At 35.4% G+C, this 18,794-nt stretch carries 18 protein-coding genes and 1 tRNA gene; 9 read left to right on the top strand and 10 right to left on the bottom strand.

Annotation, left to right across the window (positions count from 1 at the left end; all coding sequences use genetic code 11):
• Window positions 1-14: 14 nt before the first annotated feature.
• Complete coding sequence (locus tag IGK01_RS08505) at window positions 15-1,274, bottom strand: NAD(P)/FAD-dependent oxidoreductase (RefSeq protein ID WP_438840658.1); 1,260 nt, start codon at window positions 1,272-1,274, stop codon at window positions 15-17.
• 112 nt (window positions 1,275-1,386) lie between these two features.
• Between IGK01_RS08505 and gdhA the strand changes: the two genes are divergently transcribed.
• From gdhA to IGK01_RS08475, 6 genes are all read left to right on the top strand, one after another.
• Window positions 1,387-2,736 carry an NADP-specific glutamate dehydrogenase gene (gdhA, locus tag IGK01_RS08500; protein WP_023519903.1) on the top strand — a complete coding sequence of 450 codons (1,350 nt, stop codon included), beginning with the start codon at window positions 1,387-1,389 and terminating at the stop codon, window positions 2,734-2,736.
• A gap of 111 nt (window positions 2,737-2,847) precedes the next feature.
• Window positions 2,848-4,194, top strand: coding sequence for a glucose-6-phosphate isomerase (locus tag IGK01_RS08495; RefSeq protein ID WP_019722952.1), 1,347 nt, complete (start codon window positions 2,848-2,850; stop codon window positions 4,192-4,194).
• Between the two features lie 1,157 nt (window positions 4,195-5,351).
• Complete coding sequence (locus IGK01_RS08490; protein WP_010735111.1) at window positions 5,352-5,549, top strand: cold-shock protein; 198 nt, start codon at window positions 5,352-5,354, stop codon at window positions 5,547-5,549.
• 173 nt (window positions 5,550-5,722) lie between these two features.
• Window positions 5,723-6,181, top strand: a complete 459-nt coding sequence (locus IGK01_RS08485; protein WP_438840657.1) for a GNAT family N-acetyltransferase — start codon at window positions 5,723-5,725, stop codon at window positions 6,179-6,181.
• Window positions 6,182-6,386: 205 nt separating this feature from the next.
• Window positions 6,387-6,779 carry a hypothetical protein gene (locus tag IGK01_RS08480; RefSeq protein ID WP_062805015.1) on the top strand — a complete coding sequence of 131 codons (393 nt, stop codon included), beginning with the start codon at window positions 6,387-6,389 and terminating at the stop codon, window positions 6,777-6,779.
• 213 nt (window positions 6,780-6,992) lie between these two features.
• Window positions 6,993-7,190, top strand: a complete 198-nt coding sequence (locus IGK01_RS08475) for a cold-shock protein (RefSeq protein WP_010735111.1) — start codon at window positions 6,993-6,995, stop codon at window positions 7,188-7,190.
• A 559-nt stretch (window positions 7,191-7,749) separates the two neighbouring features.
• On the opposite strand, the gene IGK01_RS08470 is transcribed toward IGK01_RS08475, so the two are convergent.
• The 3 genes from IGK01_RS08470 to IGK01_RS08460 all read right to left on the bottom strand — a co-directional run bounded on the left by IGK01_RS08470 (window position 7,750) and on the right by IGK01_RS08460 (window position 9,728).
• A complete protein-coding gene (locus IGK01_RS08470; RefSeq protein WP_010735114.1) occupies window positions 7,750-8,814 on the bottom strand; it encodes a type I restriction endonuclease in 1,065 nt (354 codons plus the stop codon).
• A gap of 116 nt (window positions 8,815-8,930) precedes the next feature.
• On the bottom strand, window positions 8,931-9,359 hold the full coding sequence (locus IGK01_RS08465; RefSeq protein ID WP_019722947.1) for an ImmA/IrrE family metallo-endopeptidase: 429 nt from the start codon (window positions 9,357-9,359) through the stop codon (window positions 8,931-8,933).
• A 6-nt stretch (window positions 9,360-9,365) separates the two neighbouring features.
• Window positions 9,366-9,728 (bottom strand): helix-turn-helix domain-containing protein, encoded by a 363-nt coding sequence (locus IGK01_RS08460; RefSeq protein ID WP_010735116.1) that lies wholly within the window; start codon window positions 9,726-9,728, stop codon window positions 9,366-9,368.
• A 316-nt stretch (window positions 9,729-10,044) separates the two neighbouring features.
• On the opposite strand from IGK01_RS08460, the gene IGK01_RS08455 reads away from it, so the two are divergent.
• Window positions 10,045-10,434, top strand: coding sequence for a phage holin family protein (locus tag IGK01_RS08455; protein ID WP_438770762.1), 390 nt, complete (start codon window positions 10,045-10,047; stop codon window positions 10,432-10,434).
• A gap of 142 nt (window positions 10,435-10,576) precedes the next feature.
• Here the strand turns inward: IGK01_RS08455 and IGK01_RS08450 are convergent, their stop codons facing one another.
• The 5 genes from IGK01_RS08450 to IGK01_RS08430 form a co-directional block, all read right to left on the bottom strand.
• The gene (locus tag IGK01_RS08450; RefSeq protein ID WP_010735118.1) at window positions 10,577-10,726 is read right to left on the bottom strand and encodes a hypothetical protein; all 150 of its coding nucleotides are present in this window, start codon (window positions 10,724-10,726) and stop codon (window positions 10,577-10,579) included.
• Between the two features lie 598 nt (window positions 10,727-11,324).
• On the bottom strand, window positions 11,325-13,124 hold the full coding sequence (locus IGK01_RS08445) for a glycerophosphoryl diester phosphodiesterase membrane domain-containing protein (RefSeq protein WP_175401364.1): 1,800 nt from the start codon (window positions 13,122-13,124) through the stop codon (window positions 11,325-11,327).
• A 101-nt stretch (window positions 13,125-13,225) separates the two neighbouring features.
• On the bottom strand, window positions 13,226-13,822 hold the full coding sequence (locus IGK01_RS08440; protein ID WP_010735121.1) for a TVP38/TMEM64 family protein: 597 nt from the start codon (window positions 13,820-13,822) through the stop codon (window positions 13,226-13,228).
• 204 nt (window positions 13,823-14,026) lie between these two features.
• Complete coding sequence (locus IGK01_RS08435) at window positions 14,027-14,362, bottom strand: hypothetical protein (RefSeq protein WP_375152673.1); 336 nt, start codon at window positions 14,360-14,362, stop codon at window positions 14,027-14,029.
• The gene (locus IGK01_RS08430; protein ID WP_438840656.1) at window positions 14,331-15,665 is read right to left on the bottom strand and encodes a DUF1576 domain-containing protein; all 1,335 of its coding nucleotides are present in this window, start codon (window positions 15,663-15,665) and stop codon (window positions 14,331-14,333) included. The genes IGK01_RS08435 and IGK01_RS08430 overlap by 32 nt, the downstream gene beginning before the upstream one ends.
• A gap of 254 nt (window positions 15,666-15,919) precedes the next feature.
• Between IGK01_RS08430 and IGK01_RS08425 the strand changes: the two genes are divergently transcribed.
• Together IGK01_RS08425 and IGK01_RS08420 are read left to right on the top strand one after the other, a co-directional pair.
• Window positions 15,920-16,486, top strand: coding sequence for a TetR/AcrR family transcriptional regulator (locus IGK01_RS08425; RefSeq protein ID WP_023519894.1), 567 nt, complete (start codon window positions 15,920-15,922; stop codon window positions 16,484-16,486).
• A 331-nt stretch (window positions 16,487-16,817) separates the two neighbouring features.
• A tRNA-Ser gene (locus tag IGK01_RS08420) sits at window positions 16,818-16,905 on the top strand.
• 812 nt (window positions 16,906-17,717) lie between these two features.
• Here the strand turns inward: IGK01_RS08420 and IGK01_RS08415 are convergent.
• Entirely contained in the window at window positions 17,718-18,278 is a 561-nt protein-coding gene (locus tag IGK01_RS08415) for a hypothetical protein (protein ID WP_438840655.1), read from the bottom strand.
• Window positions 18,279-18,794 lie beyond the last annotated feature (516 nt).

Raw genomic sequence — 18,794 nt, 5'->3', positions numbered from 1 at the left:
TGCTTTTTTGTCTCTTACCATTGACTTTGCATGGCTGCGTGCATCCCTGAAACACGCCCCGTAGCAAAAGCTGCCGTGATATTAAAGCCACCTGTATACCCATTTACATCAAGTAATTCACCGCCAAAAAACAATCCGTTCAATACTTTACTTTCCATGGTTTTTGGATTGACTTCTTTTAATGAAACGCCACCACCAGTAACAAAAGATTTCTCGATGGGAAATGTCTTATGGATCAATAGCTCAAAGTTTTTACATAATTCAGCAAATTCTTGGATTTGTTTTTCGGTTGTTTGGCTACCAGTTAGTTCGGTCATTTCTAGACGTTCAAGATAAAATTGGAGTAGACGTTCAGGTAGAAAACCACGCCACGCATTGATCAAATTCTTTTTCGATTCCTTACTTAGTTCCACTAACTCCTGTATCAGTTCTTCGACTGATTTCGTCGGGAAGCAATCTAAAGAAACAGTTACAGGTGCCTGCGTTTTTTGTAGTTCATTGTTGATGAAGCTGGAACACCTTAAAGCTGCTGGTCCAGAGATCCCAAAATGGGTAAATAAAAGATCCATCGTGTGTTCCGTGATCACTTTTCCTTTTTGGTTCAAGACACGTAACGTGATATCTTGTAAAGAAAGACCTTGCAACACTTTATCCGCAATAAATGATTCCTCAGAAATCAAAGGAGACTCTGTTGCATAAAGTGGTGTGATCGTGTGGCCTACTTTTTTGACCAATTTATACCCATCACCCGTTGCACCAGTAGAAGGATAGGTGCGTCCACCAGTCGTCAAAATGACGCATTTTGCTTTAAATTCATCAAATTCAGTACGCACACCATAGATTTGGTTGTCCTTATGGATCAATTTTTCTACACGTTCACCAAAAAACATCGTGACGTTCAATTCATTCAGACGATGAACCAGTGCTTCAATGATCGTTTTAGATTTATTAGTCACTGGAAACATTCGTCCATGATCTTCTTCTTTTAAGTGAACCCCTTGTGTTTCAAAGAATTCCATGATGTCAAAATTGTTGTATTGAGAAAACGTACTATATAAAAATTTACCATTTCCTGGGATATGCGCAATCAAATCATCAACAGGGCGATTATTTGTGACATTACATCGACCGCCACCAGTCATCAATAATTTTTTACCTGCTTTTTTATTTTTTTCGATCAACAAGGCACTGGCACCATACTCGGCTGCACTTATTGCAGCCATCATGCCACTTGTTCCTGCGCCAACAACAATCACGTCATAAGTTTTTTCCATTTTCTCACCTCACAGAGAGTGTAGCATATTTGAAGACGATTCGCAGAAAATGTTTTGACCTATGATTGAAATAAGCTAAAATAAAGTCAGATGAATAAAGGAGCGTGAACCTATGTCAAATGCAAAAGAATACGTACAAGCGATACAAGAAAAACTTCACCAAAAAGATGACGGCCAAATCGAGTTTCTGCAAGCGGTCGATGAATTTATGCCTACGGTCATCCAATTTTTAGAAAAAAATCCAGAATACATTGAAAAAAATATTCTAGGGATTTTAGTAGAACCAGAACGAGTGATCCAATTCCGTGTTCCTTGGCAAGATGATCAAGGAAACTGGCAAGTGAATCGTGGGTACCGAATCCAATACAATTCAGCCATCGGACCATATAAAGGTGGCTTACGTTTTCATCCAAGTGTCAATTTGAGTATTTTAAAATTCTTAGCATTTGAACAAATTTTCAAGAACAGCCTGACAGGCCTACCAATCGGTGGCGGTAAAGGCGGAAGTGATTTTGATCCAAAAGGAAAATCGGATAATGAAATCATGCGCTTTTGTCAAAGTTTCATGTTGGAACTGGCAAAACATATCGGACCTTCAATTGATGTACCGGCAGGCGACATCGGTGTAGGTGCTCGTGAGATCGGCTATATGTATGGTGCCTATAAACGACTGAAACAATATGATGCAGGCGTTTTGACAGGGAAACCTTTAGATTTCTGGGGAAGTAAGATCCGAACAGAAGCAACAGGTTATGGCTTAGTTTATTATGTGAAACACTTATTGAACGAAGAACAAGATTCATTTGCTGACAAAACAGTGATGGTTTCAGGCAGTGGGAATGTGGCAATCTATGCAATCGAAAAAGTCCATGAATTAGGAGGGAAAGTGGTTACTTGTTCTGATTCAGGTGGCTATATCTATGACCCAGAAGGTATCGATCTTGATCTATTAAAAGAATTGAAAGAAGTCAAAAGAGCCCGCTTAACAGAATACGTCAAAGAACGCTCATCAGCTGAATACCACGCAAATGAATCGGTTTGGACTTTGAAACAAGCGGCTGATATTGCTTTACCTTGTGCAACGCAAAATGAAATCGACGGACAATTGGCAGAGATCCTTGTAGAAAATGGCGTGAAGATCGTCGCAGAAGGTGCGAACATGCCATCCACATTAGATGCTGTTTCAGTCTATGAAAAAGCAGACATCTGGTATTGTCCAGGAAAAGCTGCCAATGCTGGTGGTGTAGCTGTATCTGCGCTAGAAATGAGCCAAAATTCACAACGATTGGTGTGGGAAAGCAGCCAAGTTGATGCGCAACTTGATGAGATCATGGCAACGATCTATCAAACATGTCGTCAAACTGCCAAAGAATTTAGCAACGAAAAAAATCTTTTGCTTGGTGCTAATGTGGCAGGTTTTGAAAAAGTCGCAAAAGTAATGGCTATGCAAGGTTTAGTCTAAAAAATGGAAGTTTCTTGCAAATATTAGAAGCTTCTCGCATATTTGCTTGAAAAATAATAAAAAAAAACGTAAAGTATATCTGTAGATTGAAACTTTTAAGGAGGAACAAAAATGGCACACATTCATTTTGACTATTCAAAAGTTGCACCATTTGTCAATGAACATGAGTTAGGCTATATGCAGAGTCAAGTTACTGCTGCAGACAAATTATTACGAGAAGGAACTGGCGCAGGTAGCGATTTCCGAGGATGGATCGACCTACCTACGAACTACGACAAAGAAGAATTTGCTCGTATTAAAGCTGCTGCTAAGAAAATCCAATCTGATTCTGAAGTCCTTGTGGTCATCGGTATCGGTGGTTCTTATTTAGGTGCTCGTGCAGCAATCGATTTCTTACAACATACCTTCTACAACTTGTTGGGAAGCGACAAACGCCAAACACCACAAATTTTCTTCGCTGGAAACTCAATCAGCTCAACTTATCTTGCTGACTTGATCGAAGTGATCGGCGACCGTGACTTCTCAGTAAATGTCATTTCAAAATCAGGAACAACGACTGAGCCAGCCATTGCATTCCGTGTATTCAAAGAATTACTTGTTAAAAAATATGGTCAAGAAGAAGCAAACAAACGCATCTACGCTACAACAGATAAAGCAAAAGGGGCTGTTAAAGTAGAAGCAGACGCAGAAGGATGGGAAACATTTGTGATTCCTGATGACGTCGGTGGACGTTTCTCTGTATTGACAGCAGTTGGTTTGCTACCGATCGCCGCAAGCGGAGCAGATATCGATGCCTTGATGCAAGGTGCTGCCGATGCAAGCAAAGCTTATTCAAGCGACAAACTTGAAGAAAACGAAGCTTACCAATATGCAGCAATGCGTAATATTCTTTACCGTAAAGGCAAAGTTACTGAATTGTTGATCAACTACGAACCAGGAATGCAATACTTCTCTGAGTGGTGGAAACAATTATTCGGCGAATCAGAAGGTAAAGACCAAAAAGGAATCTACCCTTCAAGTGCAAACTTCTCAACAGACTTGCATTCACTTGGACAATACATCCAAGAAGGACGTCGCAATATCTTCGAAACAATCGTAAAAGTTGAAAAACCACGTAAATCAATTACAATTCCTGAACAAGCAGAAGACTTGGACGGACTTGGTTATTTACAAGGAAAAGAAATTGACTTTGTAAATACAAAAGCTTTTGAAGGTACATTATTAGCTCATACAGACGGCGATGTACCAAACCTATTAGTTAAAATCCCTACAATGGATGCTTACACATTAGGTTACACAATGTACTTCTTTGAAATTGCTGTCGGCATTTCAGGTTACTTGAATGGCATCAACCCATTCGACCAACCAGGAGTAGAAGCTTACAAGAAAAACATGTTTGCTTTACTAGGCAAACCAGGGTTTGAAGACCTTGCGAAAGAATTGAACGAACGCCTGTAAGATGGGGGTTAGAGAAGATTCTTAGTAATGAAAACGACTAAACATGTAGGTGCCATTTTATTTTAATGGTACTACATGCAGAAAAGACAGCCGATTATTGGCTGTCTTTTTTTTTGATGTAAATTGGACCAGTTGACCAGATGCTTTTTATCTTGATTGTTTAAAAAATCATCTGATTTACTTACAGCACGTTCTTTGACAAGGAGAGAGAGGTGACCATATATCTGGGGGATAGATACTTCTTTGTAACTAAGTGTAATTGGAGTGAGAAATATATTTATGGAGGTAGTATAGTTTGATCAAGGTTTATTGACAAATAAAGCCTACTAAATTTTTTTGTTAAAAAATTAAACTGCGTTTCCGTATGCATCAGTTATTGTGATCGTTCCTTCCTTAGAAACTCGATAAAAACCTACCGATCCTGATCCTCCTTGTTCAAGTATTGATTTACTTTGTGTATTGAATAGATAGTCTGATTCAATTATTTATAGAAAGTAACCACGATATCCTCATTTTGTAATTCAGGAGAATCACTGATAAGTACTTGCATTGCTCGTTCCTGAGAGGTTATTGCATTACCTACAAGGGGCGAAGAAGCAGCCGTTGATTCCGTTGTTACCTCAGATGATTGAGTAGAATTTATAGCTTCTTGAATTTGTCAAGGTTGAAATATTGATGAATTTTCTTGAAACGAACTCTTTTCATTTATTGAATTTAGTTCGATATTACTCGTTGAACTTATAGATTGGTTATCTGACTCTGTATTTTTTGAGGTAGTTGTCTCACAAGCAGCGAGTAAAAGAAGACTAGTTACCATACCAATAAAAACAATTTTTTTATTATAATTTCTCCCATATATATTATTTATTTATCGTACACTTTATATATATAGTGTAAAAAGATAACGCATCCAAATTAGCGTGATAATAATAATTACTTACATTAAACTTGTTTTGACTAGAGATAGGTATCATAAACTCTAATGATGTTTTGCGAGAGTTATTATTTGTGTTCTTAACTGATACGTGCTATATTAAACAAGTAATCTAATTTGAAACGTAATCTGAGCGATATATTCACACTATAAAAACTCCTTTTACCAAGTAATGTTAATTGCAATAAAACACGTATGATTTACGTAATAGGAGGAAATATATATGAATAACGGTACAGTAAAATGGTTTAACTCAGACAAAGGTTTTGGATTTATCACTGGTGAAGATGGACAAGATGTATTTGCACATTTTTCAGCCATCCAAGGTGAAGGCTTTAAGACTTTAGATGAAGGTCAAGCAGTTACTTATGATATTGAAGATGGTCAACGTGGACCACAAGCAGTAAATATCAATAAATAATTCAATAGACGAATTTGAACCATCTCCTTGTGAGATGGTTTTTTTGTTATTTGGAATAGATATGAAAATTTTGGAAACATTTGAAAAATCAAGTAAACTATTATTTAATAATCAGTAGGTAGAGATCGCAAGAATCAAATGCTTTTAAAGTAATTAGAAAAGAGGAAAAGTATATGGAATATGTCATTACAACCCAAGAACATTCTGATTGGCTTTCAGTAGCTAATTCTATCCGTCAATTTGAATGGAAAGCAGCAAAGTATATAGCAGAAAAAATGGAAAAACAAGAATTTACAGATTGGGAATCCGTGATTATTGCAAAAGATGGAAATCATGTTGTAGGATTTTGTACTCTTGTAAAAAAAGACATTATTGATACGAAGGACTACACGCCTAACATTGCCACTGTTTTTGTCGCGCCAGAATATCGAGGGAAGCATATCAGCCAAAAATTAGTTACAACAGGTGAAAATAAACTAAAGGAAATTGGTTTCGGCAGTGTATATATAACAACTCAACATGAAGGGTTATATGAAAAATGGGGATATCGGGAAATAACTAAGGAAAATGATCGGTTTGGACGATTGATGCGGGTATTAAAAAAAAATTTGATGAATGAAAAATCCCAATGAATAGGAGCGGCTCATACTAAGCGATTAATCAGTTATTTGAATAAGTAAAACAAGTATGCAGACATATTTGTTCGTATTTATTGAACATTGGTTTGATGTTTTCATAAGCTCATTCTTAGTAAAAATCAAGGGAAATTCAATATGTTTTTCACAGATTATTTGTAAGATTAAGCGAATTCAAAAATACTGATAGGAGAATTTTTTCATGAAGAGAATTTTAGTAATTATTTTAGGTATAACAGTTTTATTAAGTGGGAGTATGTTTTGGAATAGTAGAGATGCGGCAGCAAAGGAGCAAGGTGGCACTTATCTTCTAGGCTGTACCATGAGAATAGAAGGAAAACAGTATAAATGGAGAGAAGCGTCATTTGGTGGTACGAACAGAGGGTATGAAATCAACCCAGGGAAATATCGCTACCAATTAAGTCCAAATCCACATAAAGATCCTTGGTATAATAAAAACCAAGTGAAGTTTTATAACCAAGGTGCTGATCAAATCGAAAAACAAGCAAATGAAGAGAAATGGCAGAGCAAGGGATGGCCTGATACTATCAAAAATATTACGATCCATGGTATTGAGTACAAATTGACAAAATAAAAATATTAATGGTACAAACTTATACTACTAGAATGATAAATCAAAAGAATAAGCGTAAATATTTGTATTCTTAGGTAATACATGGTATATTAAATAAGTAATCTAATTTGAAACGTAATCTGAGCGATATATTCACACTATAAAAACTCCTTTTACCAAGTAATGTTAATTGCAACAAAACACGTATGATTTACGTAATAGGAGGAAATATATATGAATAACGGTACAGTAAAATGGTTTAACTCAGACAAAGGTTTTGGATTTATCACTGGTGAAGATGGACAAGATGTGTTTGCACATTTTTCAGCCATCCAAGGTGAAGGCTTTAAGACTTTAGATGAAGGTCAAGCAGTTACTTATGATATTGAAGATGGTCAACGTGGACCACAAGCAGTAAATATCAATAAATAATTCAATAGACGACTTTGAACCATCTCCTTGTGAGATGGTTTTTTTGTCTTTTTATCAAATAATAAGATTTGGAAAGAGAGTTAAATAAAGCTAATTTATGATATATACTAAATCATGTAAAAGGGTATACTTAGGCTTATTGAGATTTAAAATTTAAAACAGTATGTACATAAAAAGGAAAATGTATTGTAAGATTTTTAAAACTAGAACAGAAAGCATCAACGGAATGAAGATACACCAAAACAACGGCAGTTACGCCGCATCAATGTGTTGGTAAAATAATGTCAGCAAGTGATCTGTACTATTGATGCGTATGTTAGATAACGCTAGTCAATAAAATATATATAAGGTAAGCTGGAGACAAAGCTAACTCTAAATATTCTTTCTTCTCCTAAAACCGAGTGAACAGTGTAAGTAGAAAAGATTATTTGAAAATAAAAAGTTATCTGTAAAAAATACAAATAATATTTTTACAGATAACTTTTTTCTTTTTTATTTGAATAGACAACAAACTCATAATGAGAAGGTGTTATAAATAATAGCGCTTTCTTTTTAGCGGTTATAAAAATTTATTTACCACGTTAATCATTTCTTTGGATAGGTTATAGATATCCATTGGTTCGGATAGCTCATAAATCGTCTTATTATCATCGTTCAATTCGATTTTCATACCAGATGAATTAAAACGAACACGTAAAATCCATTTTCTAATATTGTCGTCTAATAGGATATTAAAATAGCTTCTATTATCTCTATAAAATAGTCGGTTTAATGGAATGGTATCTTTTAAGACAACTTTGCAAATGGTATAAGCTTCTAGCTCTTCTGGAGTAGTAATAACTTCACTGTCACTTTCATCTGTTGTGTCTGATTGAGATTTAGCTTCATTTTCATCTGTAATAACTGATGTTTTCAATGCTGCACTTAATTTGTCATTTACTTTTTCAGCAATAAATTGATTCATTCCTTTTTTTATGATAGGTTTAAATTTTTCTATTGTCTGTTTTGTTTTCATCCCCTCATAAATTTCGCCTAATAGATACTTAACGAAGTTATCGGAAGGCTCATTTAATTCAGAAGTAAGATAAGATTTTAATGAACTGAGATACTTTAATTCTGCCGCAGAGCTTGTGATTTTATCAACGTCAAAATTATCTTTATGAAATTTTGCTAATTCAGGAATCTGGTTATCTTTAATTTTTGTGATATTTATAGTTAAAAAAGGTGTCAAATCCATCTTATTAGGCTCGTCTAAATCAGTAAAAAATTTATATTCTTCGCCATTTGTTAATATTCCAAACTTAGATGTTGTTGTTCCAAAATATCTGAACAATTGAGAATCATGTTTCGTTAGCTGTTGATTGATTGACTTTGCTTCGATTAATATAGTGGGTTTTCCATCTAAGACAATAGCATAGTCAACTTTTTCTCCCTTTTTTATGCCAACATCTGCTGTAAATTCTGGTACAAACTCTGTGGGGTTAAATAAGTCATAGCCCAAAGTTGCAAAGAACGGCATGATCAAAGATGTTTTGGTTGCCTCCTCTGTACCAATACTATCTTTTAGCTCAATAACTCTTTTACCTAACTGTTTTAAATTATCTTGAAACTTTTCCAATTCCATAATAGCCCTCCTGATAGTTTCTTACTCCCATTTAACGGCAGGTAGTAGTAGTCGCCAAATCTATATTATCGAGGACTTACCCCACTAAGTCCTAAATAAACATAATAGTACACTCATTAAATCAAAAACCGATAACAACTCTCTGGAAGACCATAAAGTCTTGTCAGTTCTTCCACTTCTCTTGGGTAGGTTTCCGTATCTTCTTTGTACAAGGAAACGATCAAGTTCGAAGCAAAGCAGTTAGCTTCGCTTTCAGACTTGCTTCTTGAATTTCTAGAGGATACATAGTAACTAGATATTTCTCGATGGAACAAAGCGTGTCCAAGTTCATGGGCACAAATGTAAAAACGTTCTTCTGATTCTTTCAGTGAGTTGTTCAATAAAATAATAGGGGAGCCTAATAGTTCTTGAAACTGTCCTTTTGGATTATCGAGAAAAGAAACATATCTGATTTCTATTCCTAATTTTTCAGCAATCACAAAAGGATTGGCGGTATCATAGGTACGCTTCAGTTCGCTTACTAGTTTGATAATATCCATCTCCATATATGCTCACTTCTCTTTGCCACGTTTTCGAAATTCCCAGAAAAGCCCCGTCAATACATCTTTCACACGTTGCTTTTCTTGTTCTGTCAATGTTTCTCCACCATACGCCATATTGACATTTGAATTGAGCATTTTGTCTAACTCAAATAAATCATCTTTATTTGCCCATTTTGGCGCTTGGTTGCTGCCCAATAAGAAATCAGTTGTTACCCCAAAATAATCCGCTACTTTTTTTAAATTTTCCGACTTGGGTGAAACACGATCCCATCTTCGGATCTGGCCATTAGAGATTCCTACGGCACGTTCGACTTCAGCAAAGGTTACTTTTTTTTCTTCTGCTAATTGTTTGATTCGCGCAACTAGTGTCATAAGGAACCACCTTTCTTGATATTTAAATAGCATAAAAGTCATTATGATTGACAATTAGCTTTTAAGCTATTATAGTTTGCTTATACACTGATTCAATTGTTCGAAAAGTTAAGAATACAGTTACTTAAAAGTTCTTTCAATAGAGCATGCTTAAGATAAAGCGTATTCTTATGATTTCTATTGACTTTATAATAGCTTAAAAGTTATTTTGTGTCAAAGATGATGAACATTGAATTGTAATCAAATTGAAGTAGTCTGTCGGAATAGGTAAGATCAAACAAAGGTTAGGTATTCCAGAAAGTGGAGGGTGAGCAAAATGATTGTAGAGAATGATGTGGTATTGAATGAGTTTAGAAATCTTGTAAGTAATGTGTACATTCAAATTTTTGTATTGATTCTGTGTCTTGATTTTATTAGTGGTATCTGTCTGCAAACAGGAAAAATGAAACGATTCAAACGTTCTGTGGTAAAAGATGTAATCAAATATTTGTTGATTTTACTTATTGTTTTGATTGCTTATCCCTATCTCAAAATTACAGGTTTTGAAGCAATTGGTATTGCTTTGGTTTTTTCGTATTGTGCGATCTATGGTTTGTCCGTTATTGAAAATCTAAGGAAACTAGGAATACCTGTACCTGATTTTGTTAAAGTACGTTTGAAAAAATGGCGTGATTTCTCAGAGGAGCAGGGGAAGTACAAAAAATGATCGATAGGATTTTCTTAAAAGTGCTGCTAGGATACTCTTCTTATTTGGAGCAAACAAAAAAGACGTTTCTATGGCTCGTTTAGCCAAAAACGTCTTTTAATTCTCTATAGAATTATCAGCTGACATGAAAAGGGAACACTCCTTAGTTAGATTCGTGTAGCGCTTTTACTGCTTGCTCAATGGTGATCCCATAAGCGATGTGTTGTTCGTTCATTGCATCGATTGCCATGAAGCGATTCGTTGAGCTATCAAATGCTACACGATAGCTGATGCTTGTTTTTGTGAATGTCATAGATATTTCTCCTTTCATCGGTATTTGTGTATTCATGAAATTTTTCATAAAACTTCCGAATACACCTTAAGTTTAGCACCATTCTAATATTTGGGCAATCAATGTGCTATAAGATAGCTGTTGCTAGTTTACTTGAAATTAATTCTCTGAGATTCCCATCAATAATCCAATCATTAATAAAATAAATATACCAGTTTGAATGTAGACCATCTTTATTCACCTCTTTAAGATTAATGTATCTCTTTTTTGGTTTGGACTCACGAACAGTGGGGGATAATGTTCAAACAAAATTGTCATATTTTGGGTTGAAATGACTGAAATAATAGCAAAACAGGCATCAAAATAGTGAAAGTTGAAAGCGTCGAGCAAACACTTGCTTTGAGATATTTCGCAAACTTCATTATAATAAAAGAAAGGGGGCGAATCGCTATGCAAAAAAGAAAAAATTCTGGTAAACTAAGCATTTTTCTAGCAGTTATATCTGCTATCCCTGCTGTTTTAGCAGTCGTTCGAGCTATTAAGGAATCAAAGCAAAGATAAACTAAAAAAAACGTGTTGCTTACTTATCCGGTGGGATAGTGAGCAACACGTTTTTATATTAACCAACACCAAGAACAAAGTTTAATAACTTGTCAGAGTAAGTAATTTCTCCTTCAGAATCTTTGATCGTATCATTCAACGCTTGCATATCATCTGTGATGATACCATCTACACCATAAAACATCATCCGGCTCATATCGTCTGACTCATTGGGTGTCCATACATAGACTTTTTTGCCATCCTGATGAGCAGAATCAATGAAATTACGATTGATCGTACTGTACTCCATGGTCAAGAAGTCGGCAGGTGTTACTGGAGGGCCAACTAGATTAAAAGGCAAAATGTAGCCAACGTAAAAATTAGGGTTTTCCGCTTTTAAATCTGACACTGTTTGGTAAGTCAAACTTTGTAAAATATGTCCATGTGTTAAAATAGTTTCTTCGTATTTTTTAACAAAATTTTTAACTAAATCATCCGAGTCTTTTCGAGTCGTTTTGATTTCGATCAATAATTTTTGGTTCAGTTCATTTGCTCGGTTTAAATACGTATCGAATGAAACCAATGGCTCTTTGGCACCATTTTCAGTCACAGTCAATTTTTCCAGTTCTGCTAAAGTTAGGTCTTGCGGTGCTTTATTGACTCCAGTCAAATTTCTTAAATTGAAATCATGCATGACCACGAATTGACCATCTTTGGTTTCTTGGATGTCCATTTCTACATAATCTGGATGATAATCTTTGCTCGTCTTTTCTAGTGCAGCAATCGTATTTTGTGCGCTGTTTCCTAAGCTAACGCCACGATGGGAAATCGTTAGAGGTTTTGTTTCAGAAGCAGATGTCAGGTAATTCATATTGTAAATACAAACACCGACACCGAAGAAAACAGCAAATAAAGTAAACGCAGTATTTTTTAAAGCTGTGTGTTTTTTGGGCACTTCTTGTGAAGAGAACCAGCTGGGAATATCTGGTAAGAAACCTTCATCATCCATAAAGTCTACAATGACGTAAAAAATTCCGACGGTAGACATCACAATATTGAACAAAAGAACGCCTTGTAAGAGTGTCATGGCAAAAACAGCACTAATCAATGAGTAATCGGAGAAATATTCCTCAACAAAGATCTGACCTGACAAGATCGCCAAGTAACTGATTGTTGAAATCAATAAAATCGTACCACTGATCACTAAAAATTGACCTGAAATCGCAAAAAAACGTGCTTTGGTCAAACGCCAACTCTCACGGATCGCTTCACGAAAAGGGCGATCTCTTAAAATCATTTCAGGTAATGCAAAGATTAAACGAATCCCGATATAACCGAGGAAGACATAGACAAGTAGAAAAGAACTTACGATGATCCAGCGGTTAGTGAAAATAAAATCCATAATAAATGCAGGAATTTTTATTTTAGAAAGTAAGTCCGAATTAAAACTTAATCCACTGATCGGTAAAATCAAAAAAAAGTAAGCTAAGAAAAATAAAAAAATCATCGGACGAACTTTTTTTATTTGTCGGATGGTCAACTGCAATAATTGCTTTAATGAAATTGGTTCTTGTTTTTTGATGAAATAAACACTCATTAGCAAAAAAGTAAACTCAAAATAGACTAAGAGCAAAATCAACAATAAGACAGCGATCAAGGAGAAGAAAACTCCTGGATGTTGCGAAATCAGTGTGGGGATATTATCCGTTGAAAGATAATCGATCGACCCACGTTGTAAAATCAAGCGTGTCATACTACCAAGCAAAGGCAAACAAATAAACAAAATAAACCCATGCATCAGAACTACATCACGAAAATAAGCTTGTGTTCCTTTCAGGAAGTCCCAAGCATTTCCTAAACTTCGTTTTAAATAAACGATCATTATTATCACCTACTCCTAACATTATAGCGCAAAAAACATAAAAAAGGAGTACTGCAGGAATCTTTCATTGCAGTACTCACAGTGTATCTATTAAGAAATCATCCTAACAAGCCAGTCAGGAAGTTACCACCATAAATCAATGCCATGCTGTACAAAAAGATCGATAAGGGTTTAGCAATCAAAATAATCAACGTGTATTTTTTGACTGAGATATTTGTCAAGCCAGCCATTAAACACAAGGCATCGTCTGGTGCTACTGGTAAGAAGATCGCTAGCGCGAAAAGCTTTTCAAAACGACTTTGGTTTTCTAACCAACCAATATATTTGTCATATGTTTTATCACTAATCATCGACAGGATAAATGGTTTTCCATATTTTCTACCTAATAGGAAAATAATGATCGAACCGATACAAATACCAACATAATTATAGATAAAGCCAGCGTAAGGACCAAAAATCAGGACACCTGCTGCGGTGCTGATCCCTCCAGGAATGATCGGTATAACGACTTGCAGTATTTGGATCAAGATAAAGATTATCGGTCCTAAAATAATTGAATCACCTACAAGACCTCTTAATGCGTTCAAATCTTTAAAGACGCCTAGATTAATAAAATAAATCGTGAGTGCAATTGAAAAACCAATACCGATGATCGATATAATATTCATTAATTTACGTGATACTGCAACGTTCATCCCTAGTCAACTCCTTCGAGGTTTTCATCTGATAATTGTATTTTACCTGAAAAGCGCAACTGCGCGCCACTATTTCAAGTGAGAAACAACAAACAATTTTGTAAGTTCAAACCAAGTATAGAGGATGGAACAAAATAAAACATCCATCTAGAGTCTTATTTACTTAATTTTATGATCTATAAAAGGATCATGGCTATTTCACATTTAAATCCGGCGAAAAATCTTGATGTTCAAAATTGGCGAATCATACATGATTTCCACATCATCGATCAGATTCCCAAGTAATCGATAGGATTCTTGGCCATGAGAAGGGGTACCTAGCAACTCGTGGTAATAGATCTCCATACTAGGATCTCTAGGTGTATTCAACAGTGAGGCCAATGTATTCAAATCTTTTGGCGGATTTTTCGTTGTTCCTTGAAATTCGAAATACAGTCCTTCATCTGTATATTCTAAGCCAATACGAATCTCATTGATCTCGTGTTCGTAAAAATACGTGAGAAATTCATCAATGATCCTCTTTGATAGTTCTTTTTCCATTTCCATGTGCGTTCTTTCCCTTCCCGGTAAACGTAAAATTTTCTAGGATAGGCACTAGTATACCAGCAATAGATCCCGTTGAAAACCCACTATTATATAGATTCAATCCTCCGTGTAATGTGCTGAGATTATGGACAAGAGTAATATGTAAAAAGCCTGCAATCACTCCATAAACGCCGCCATAAAATCCACTGATCGGGGCAAGCCCTGTACCGAAAATCGCAGCTACGAGCATGGTTGTTTCGGTCATATCATGCATCGTCCCTAATATTGAGGCAATGTAGATACCAATCAAAATCGGAAAACAATTTTTAACATGACTTCCAAATGAGCTGAAACCAGCCACTGAGATGATTCCTCCCACCACAGGTCCATTTAGCACACCACCGATCAGCAAGACGTAAGACATCAATAACAAGCCAACAAAGCCCATATTGATCAAGGTGGCGCCGATACCTGATGTGCCGATGAAATCTGTTGTAAGTTTTCCAGAAGACTCAAAGATTTCACGTAATCCTTTCAATTTGAAGGCATTAAAGAAGAAGCCACAAACAGCGGTTGATAAAAAGAATAAAAAAATGATCCAAGTCAATTCATGGTGGTAATCAGTCGAAAGAATCGAATGTACTTCGATCGAATAACTAAATTGTCGAAGGATACCTGTCACCAACATAGCAATCAACCCTGAAGTAAAACCAATATTATAAAGTGTAAAACCACGATGAAAGGTCAGAGTCTGAACAGCTAGGATCGGCAATAAAAAGCCAACGATCAAACCGGCTAAATTACCCAGGAAAGCACCTTGAAGGATTGGTAAACCCATCCCGAATGTAATATAGCTGACAACAGGGGAGAGTGCACTACCAAATAAGCCAATCATTACATATTGAGAAAATGGTTTGTGCATAAAATAGGCATATAAATAAACACCGAGGATAATGGAGATGGAATTGTATAGATTTTTCCCAAAGAATGAAAAACCCGAGACAGTCAATATGGAAGCAAACATTGCACCATTCAACATGACTTTATGGCGATAGGCGAGTAACACAGAAGAGAGTGTAAGTAAGCCTACATTCATAAATGCGCTTCCAAATCCACCTAAAGCAATATAGTCGGTCAAAAGATTACTGGGGGAGGTCATGATGACCATTAATCCCACGAGGTTATTTGATAAAGAATCGCTAAGCAATCCAATAATCAAAAAAAACACGCCTGTAAAAATAAGGTAAAAATAGTTTTTCCTTTGAGAAATGATTCTTTTTTTAGGATGAATATAAATAACGTCACTTTTATTCTTCATTACACACCTTCTTTTCCTTTTTATTTAACTATAACTTGAAAGAAAACTTTAGGTCAACTTAAATTCAACACAAAATAAAAAATTGTAAGGGGAAACAAATTACACAAAAAAATATTTAGAAAATTGAGAAAATCAATAAAAAAACACATATATGCTTTAAAATATAACAATTTAGGTATATTATTTGCAAAAATTGATCAATATCGGTTAAAATAAAAGAACAGAGACTGTAGCATGGAGTGGGGGAGTTTATTATGAGAAGAAAAGTCTATACGAAGGATCAAATTCTGAAAGCTGCATATGAAGTTGTTGCTAAAGAAGGATTTAAAGGTTTCACTGCACGAAATATCGCGAAGAAGATGGGGATATCTACCCAACCGATTTACTTAGAGTTCAAAAATATGGAAGATTTAAAAAATACGCTATTAGATGTCATCTTCCAACAGTTAGAAGAAGAAGTGTTTCCTGTAGAGCGTACAGGCGATAAAATCATTGATTTAGGATTGAATTATATTTATTTCGCTAAGAAAAACCATAGCCTTTATATGGCTTTATATATCGATGAGCATGGAAATGGTCAAAAGATGCATGATTTTTCTTATAATTATTTCCGCAAGTTATTAAAAGAGGACGCCCGCTATAAAGATTTATCGGAAGAGTATATTGATGCGCTTCATACTGGTACTTGGGTAACCATCACTGGTATTGCTTCATTGATGTCTTCTAGTATTATGCATCCGACTGAGGAGCAAATCATTTCGATCATCAAAACGACGGTCGATTCTGTACTTGCAATTGAAAATCCAGAAAAAATACGCTAATTACAACAGCATGAGGTCGAGACAGAAGTGTTTAGCCTCTAGAAATAAGACGCCATCTACGAAAAATGTTCTTCAAATTTTTGTGGATGGCGCCTTATTTTTTCGAAGAGGTTACTTCTACTGTTAACGCCGTTTATTCGTTTTTTGGTGGTGCGAGAAGACGAATGTCCCGTAAGCTATTTTATTCCAATCCTGTAATTTGAAAAGTGTTTTCGGATTTAAACATAACAGTTATGGTATTTAAATGACCAGTTTACAAAACAAATAAGATGAACTGGAGTGCATAATACCTCTTGACATTTGTAGAAAAAAGATTAAAAATAGTAGGCATGGAAGGTTGGCAGAGTGGTAATGCACCGGACTCGAAATCCGGCGAGCCGCAGAAATGTGGTGCACGGGTTCAAATCCCGTACCTTCCTTATATACCAACGGTTAGACACGATTTAGGTCGTGTCTTTTTTGTTGTATTTTTATCTTAAATTATTCTTTGACTCCCCTTTTGGTACTCCTTTTATAATTTTACATACTCATCTCATGTGATTTGTAAATTTACAAACACGGTCTATTTTATGTATAAAGAAAGATCTCTGTAAAAAGAAACAACAAGGGACAGCCTAGCTATCCCTTGAAAGTCAACCGTTATGGCAGTCTTTGCAACAGTAGCGACATCCATCGAAACTTTTGGATGTGTGGGTTGTGCTTGCTTTATGTAGGGCTTCTTCACATGTAGAAAATACGCCAATAAAAAGTACATCCTCTGGACAATGCGTACATGAGATCACGTGGACTTCGTGATTTCCTCGCGCATCTGTTTTTTTGTTAAAATAATAAATTGCCATCTATATCTACCATCCTGATTTATTTCAACGTCTTGCTCGTTGATACTTAAATTATACGGGAAGGTTGAGTGAACATGAGGATTATTTTTTCGCTATGATGGAAGAGGTTGTTTTAAAATACTCTTGCAATAAAAAGGATGTAAAAAAAATTCTTATAAAAGTAGTGATTGCTAATTTTGATTTTTTTATGATTGAATCTCAAGTTCTTGCTCTTTGTTCCTCGTAATGGGGCAATCATTAGCTTCCTATCCTGAGCAATAAAAAATTTTATTTACAAGAAGATAAGCGCAAAAATCTAAACGACGGTGTAGTCTTTTTTGGTTTGTGCGCTTGTTTTCTTGTATTCAAGTAATCTGTTCTCTTTTTTAGATAGATTTTCTATTTATCTGAAATCAACTAATATAGCCATGATTTTTTAAGGATTTTTGATGTTCGCAAGGTGTTCCAACGATTGTAAAAGGAGTTATTTTAGTTGTCGTCGTTTGGCCATTCCATTCATAGGCGTAATTTCTACCGCTCCAATTCGTGTCGCAAGCGAAGCAGTGGTATTCTACCTCTATTCTTCCAGTTGCGTCTTCTGCTTGAATCCAGCCGATAGACTGAGCGGTGCCGTTCGTGATATTCGCTTGATTTAAATCCCAATCATAAGGATCTGAGCTAAAGGCGCTCAATGGTGTAGCAGGTGTATTTAATGCCTTTTCCAAAATTGGATCTGGGGTTTGTCCTTGTGTAGGTGTTTGATTTACCAGCTGTTGATCATTTGGGCTTGTTGTTTCTGTTGTGGTTAATGAACATTCGGTACTTTTTGCCTGTGAAGTATTTGTGGCTTCTTGAATTGTCGTGTTTTGGATTTCTGGTGCAAATAACGGGAATAGCATGATACCTAATATAAATGCCCCAATAATAGTTGTTACCCCTAACAATATCCCTAATAGTACTTTTCCGATTTTCATGTTCATCCTTCCTAACTTTAAAATAAAATATGTTCTTAAATTGAGCATCTCCGAAATTAGTTATTTCGTCAAGTGATTTGATAGCAGGTTACAGTTATTTTATATTGAATTTTATTTATTGAAATTTACCTACTCTGTATAGTGAAGCAGGTAGTACAAAGAGATACTTAGTTATTTTCAAATGTAATAAGAGGCAAATAAAAAGTTTTTTTAATATTGTGCCGAGTAGTTCTCGTTTCTACCAAACAGAATAACTGACTTTTTTTCTCGCATGATGATTTTCTTACATGCCGACGTAAAAGACAGTGATGGATAAAAGGTATCCTATCAAAGCGCAAGTAAAGAAGATTTTAGATTGAAATAAAAAATGAAATCGCTTGTTATTTTGAAGATATACGTCTACAAAAATCTCCCTATTTATGAATAACATGAAATATTTGTAAACTATAGGAGAATCCAGTAGCTTCCTAGGATAAAACATGTTAAATTAATTGTTGAGTCTACTTTTTTTAAAGA

The organism is Enterococcus sp. AZ080, from assembly GCF_051714945.1.
GTDB classification, from domain to species: Bacteria; Bacillota; Bacilli; order Lactobacillales; family Enterococcaceae; genus Enterococcus_B; species Enterococcus_B pernyi.
The sequence above is the reverse complement of the archived record's forward strand: the minus strand, read 5'-3'. Positions and strand labels throughout refer to the sequence as shown.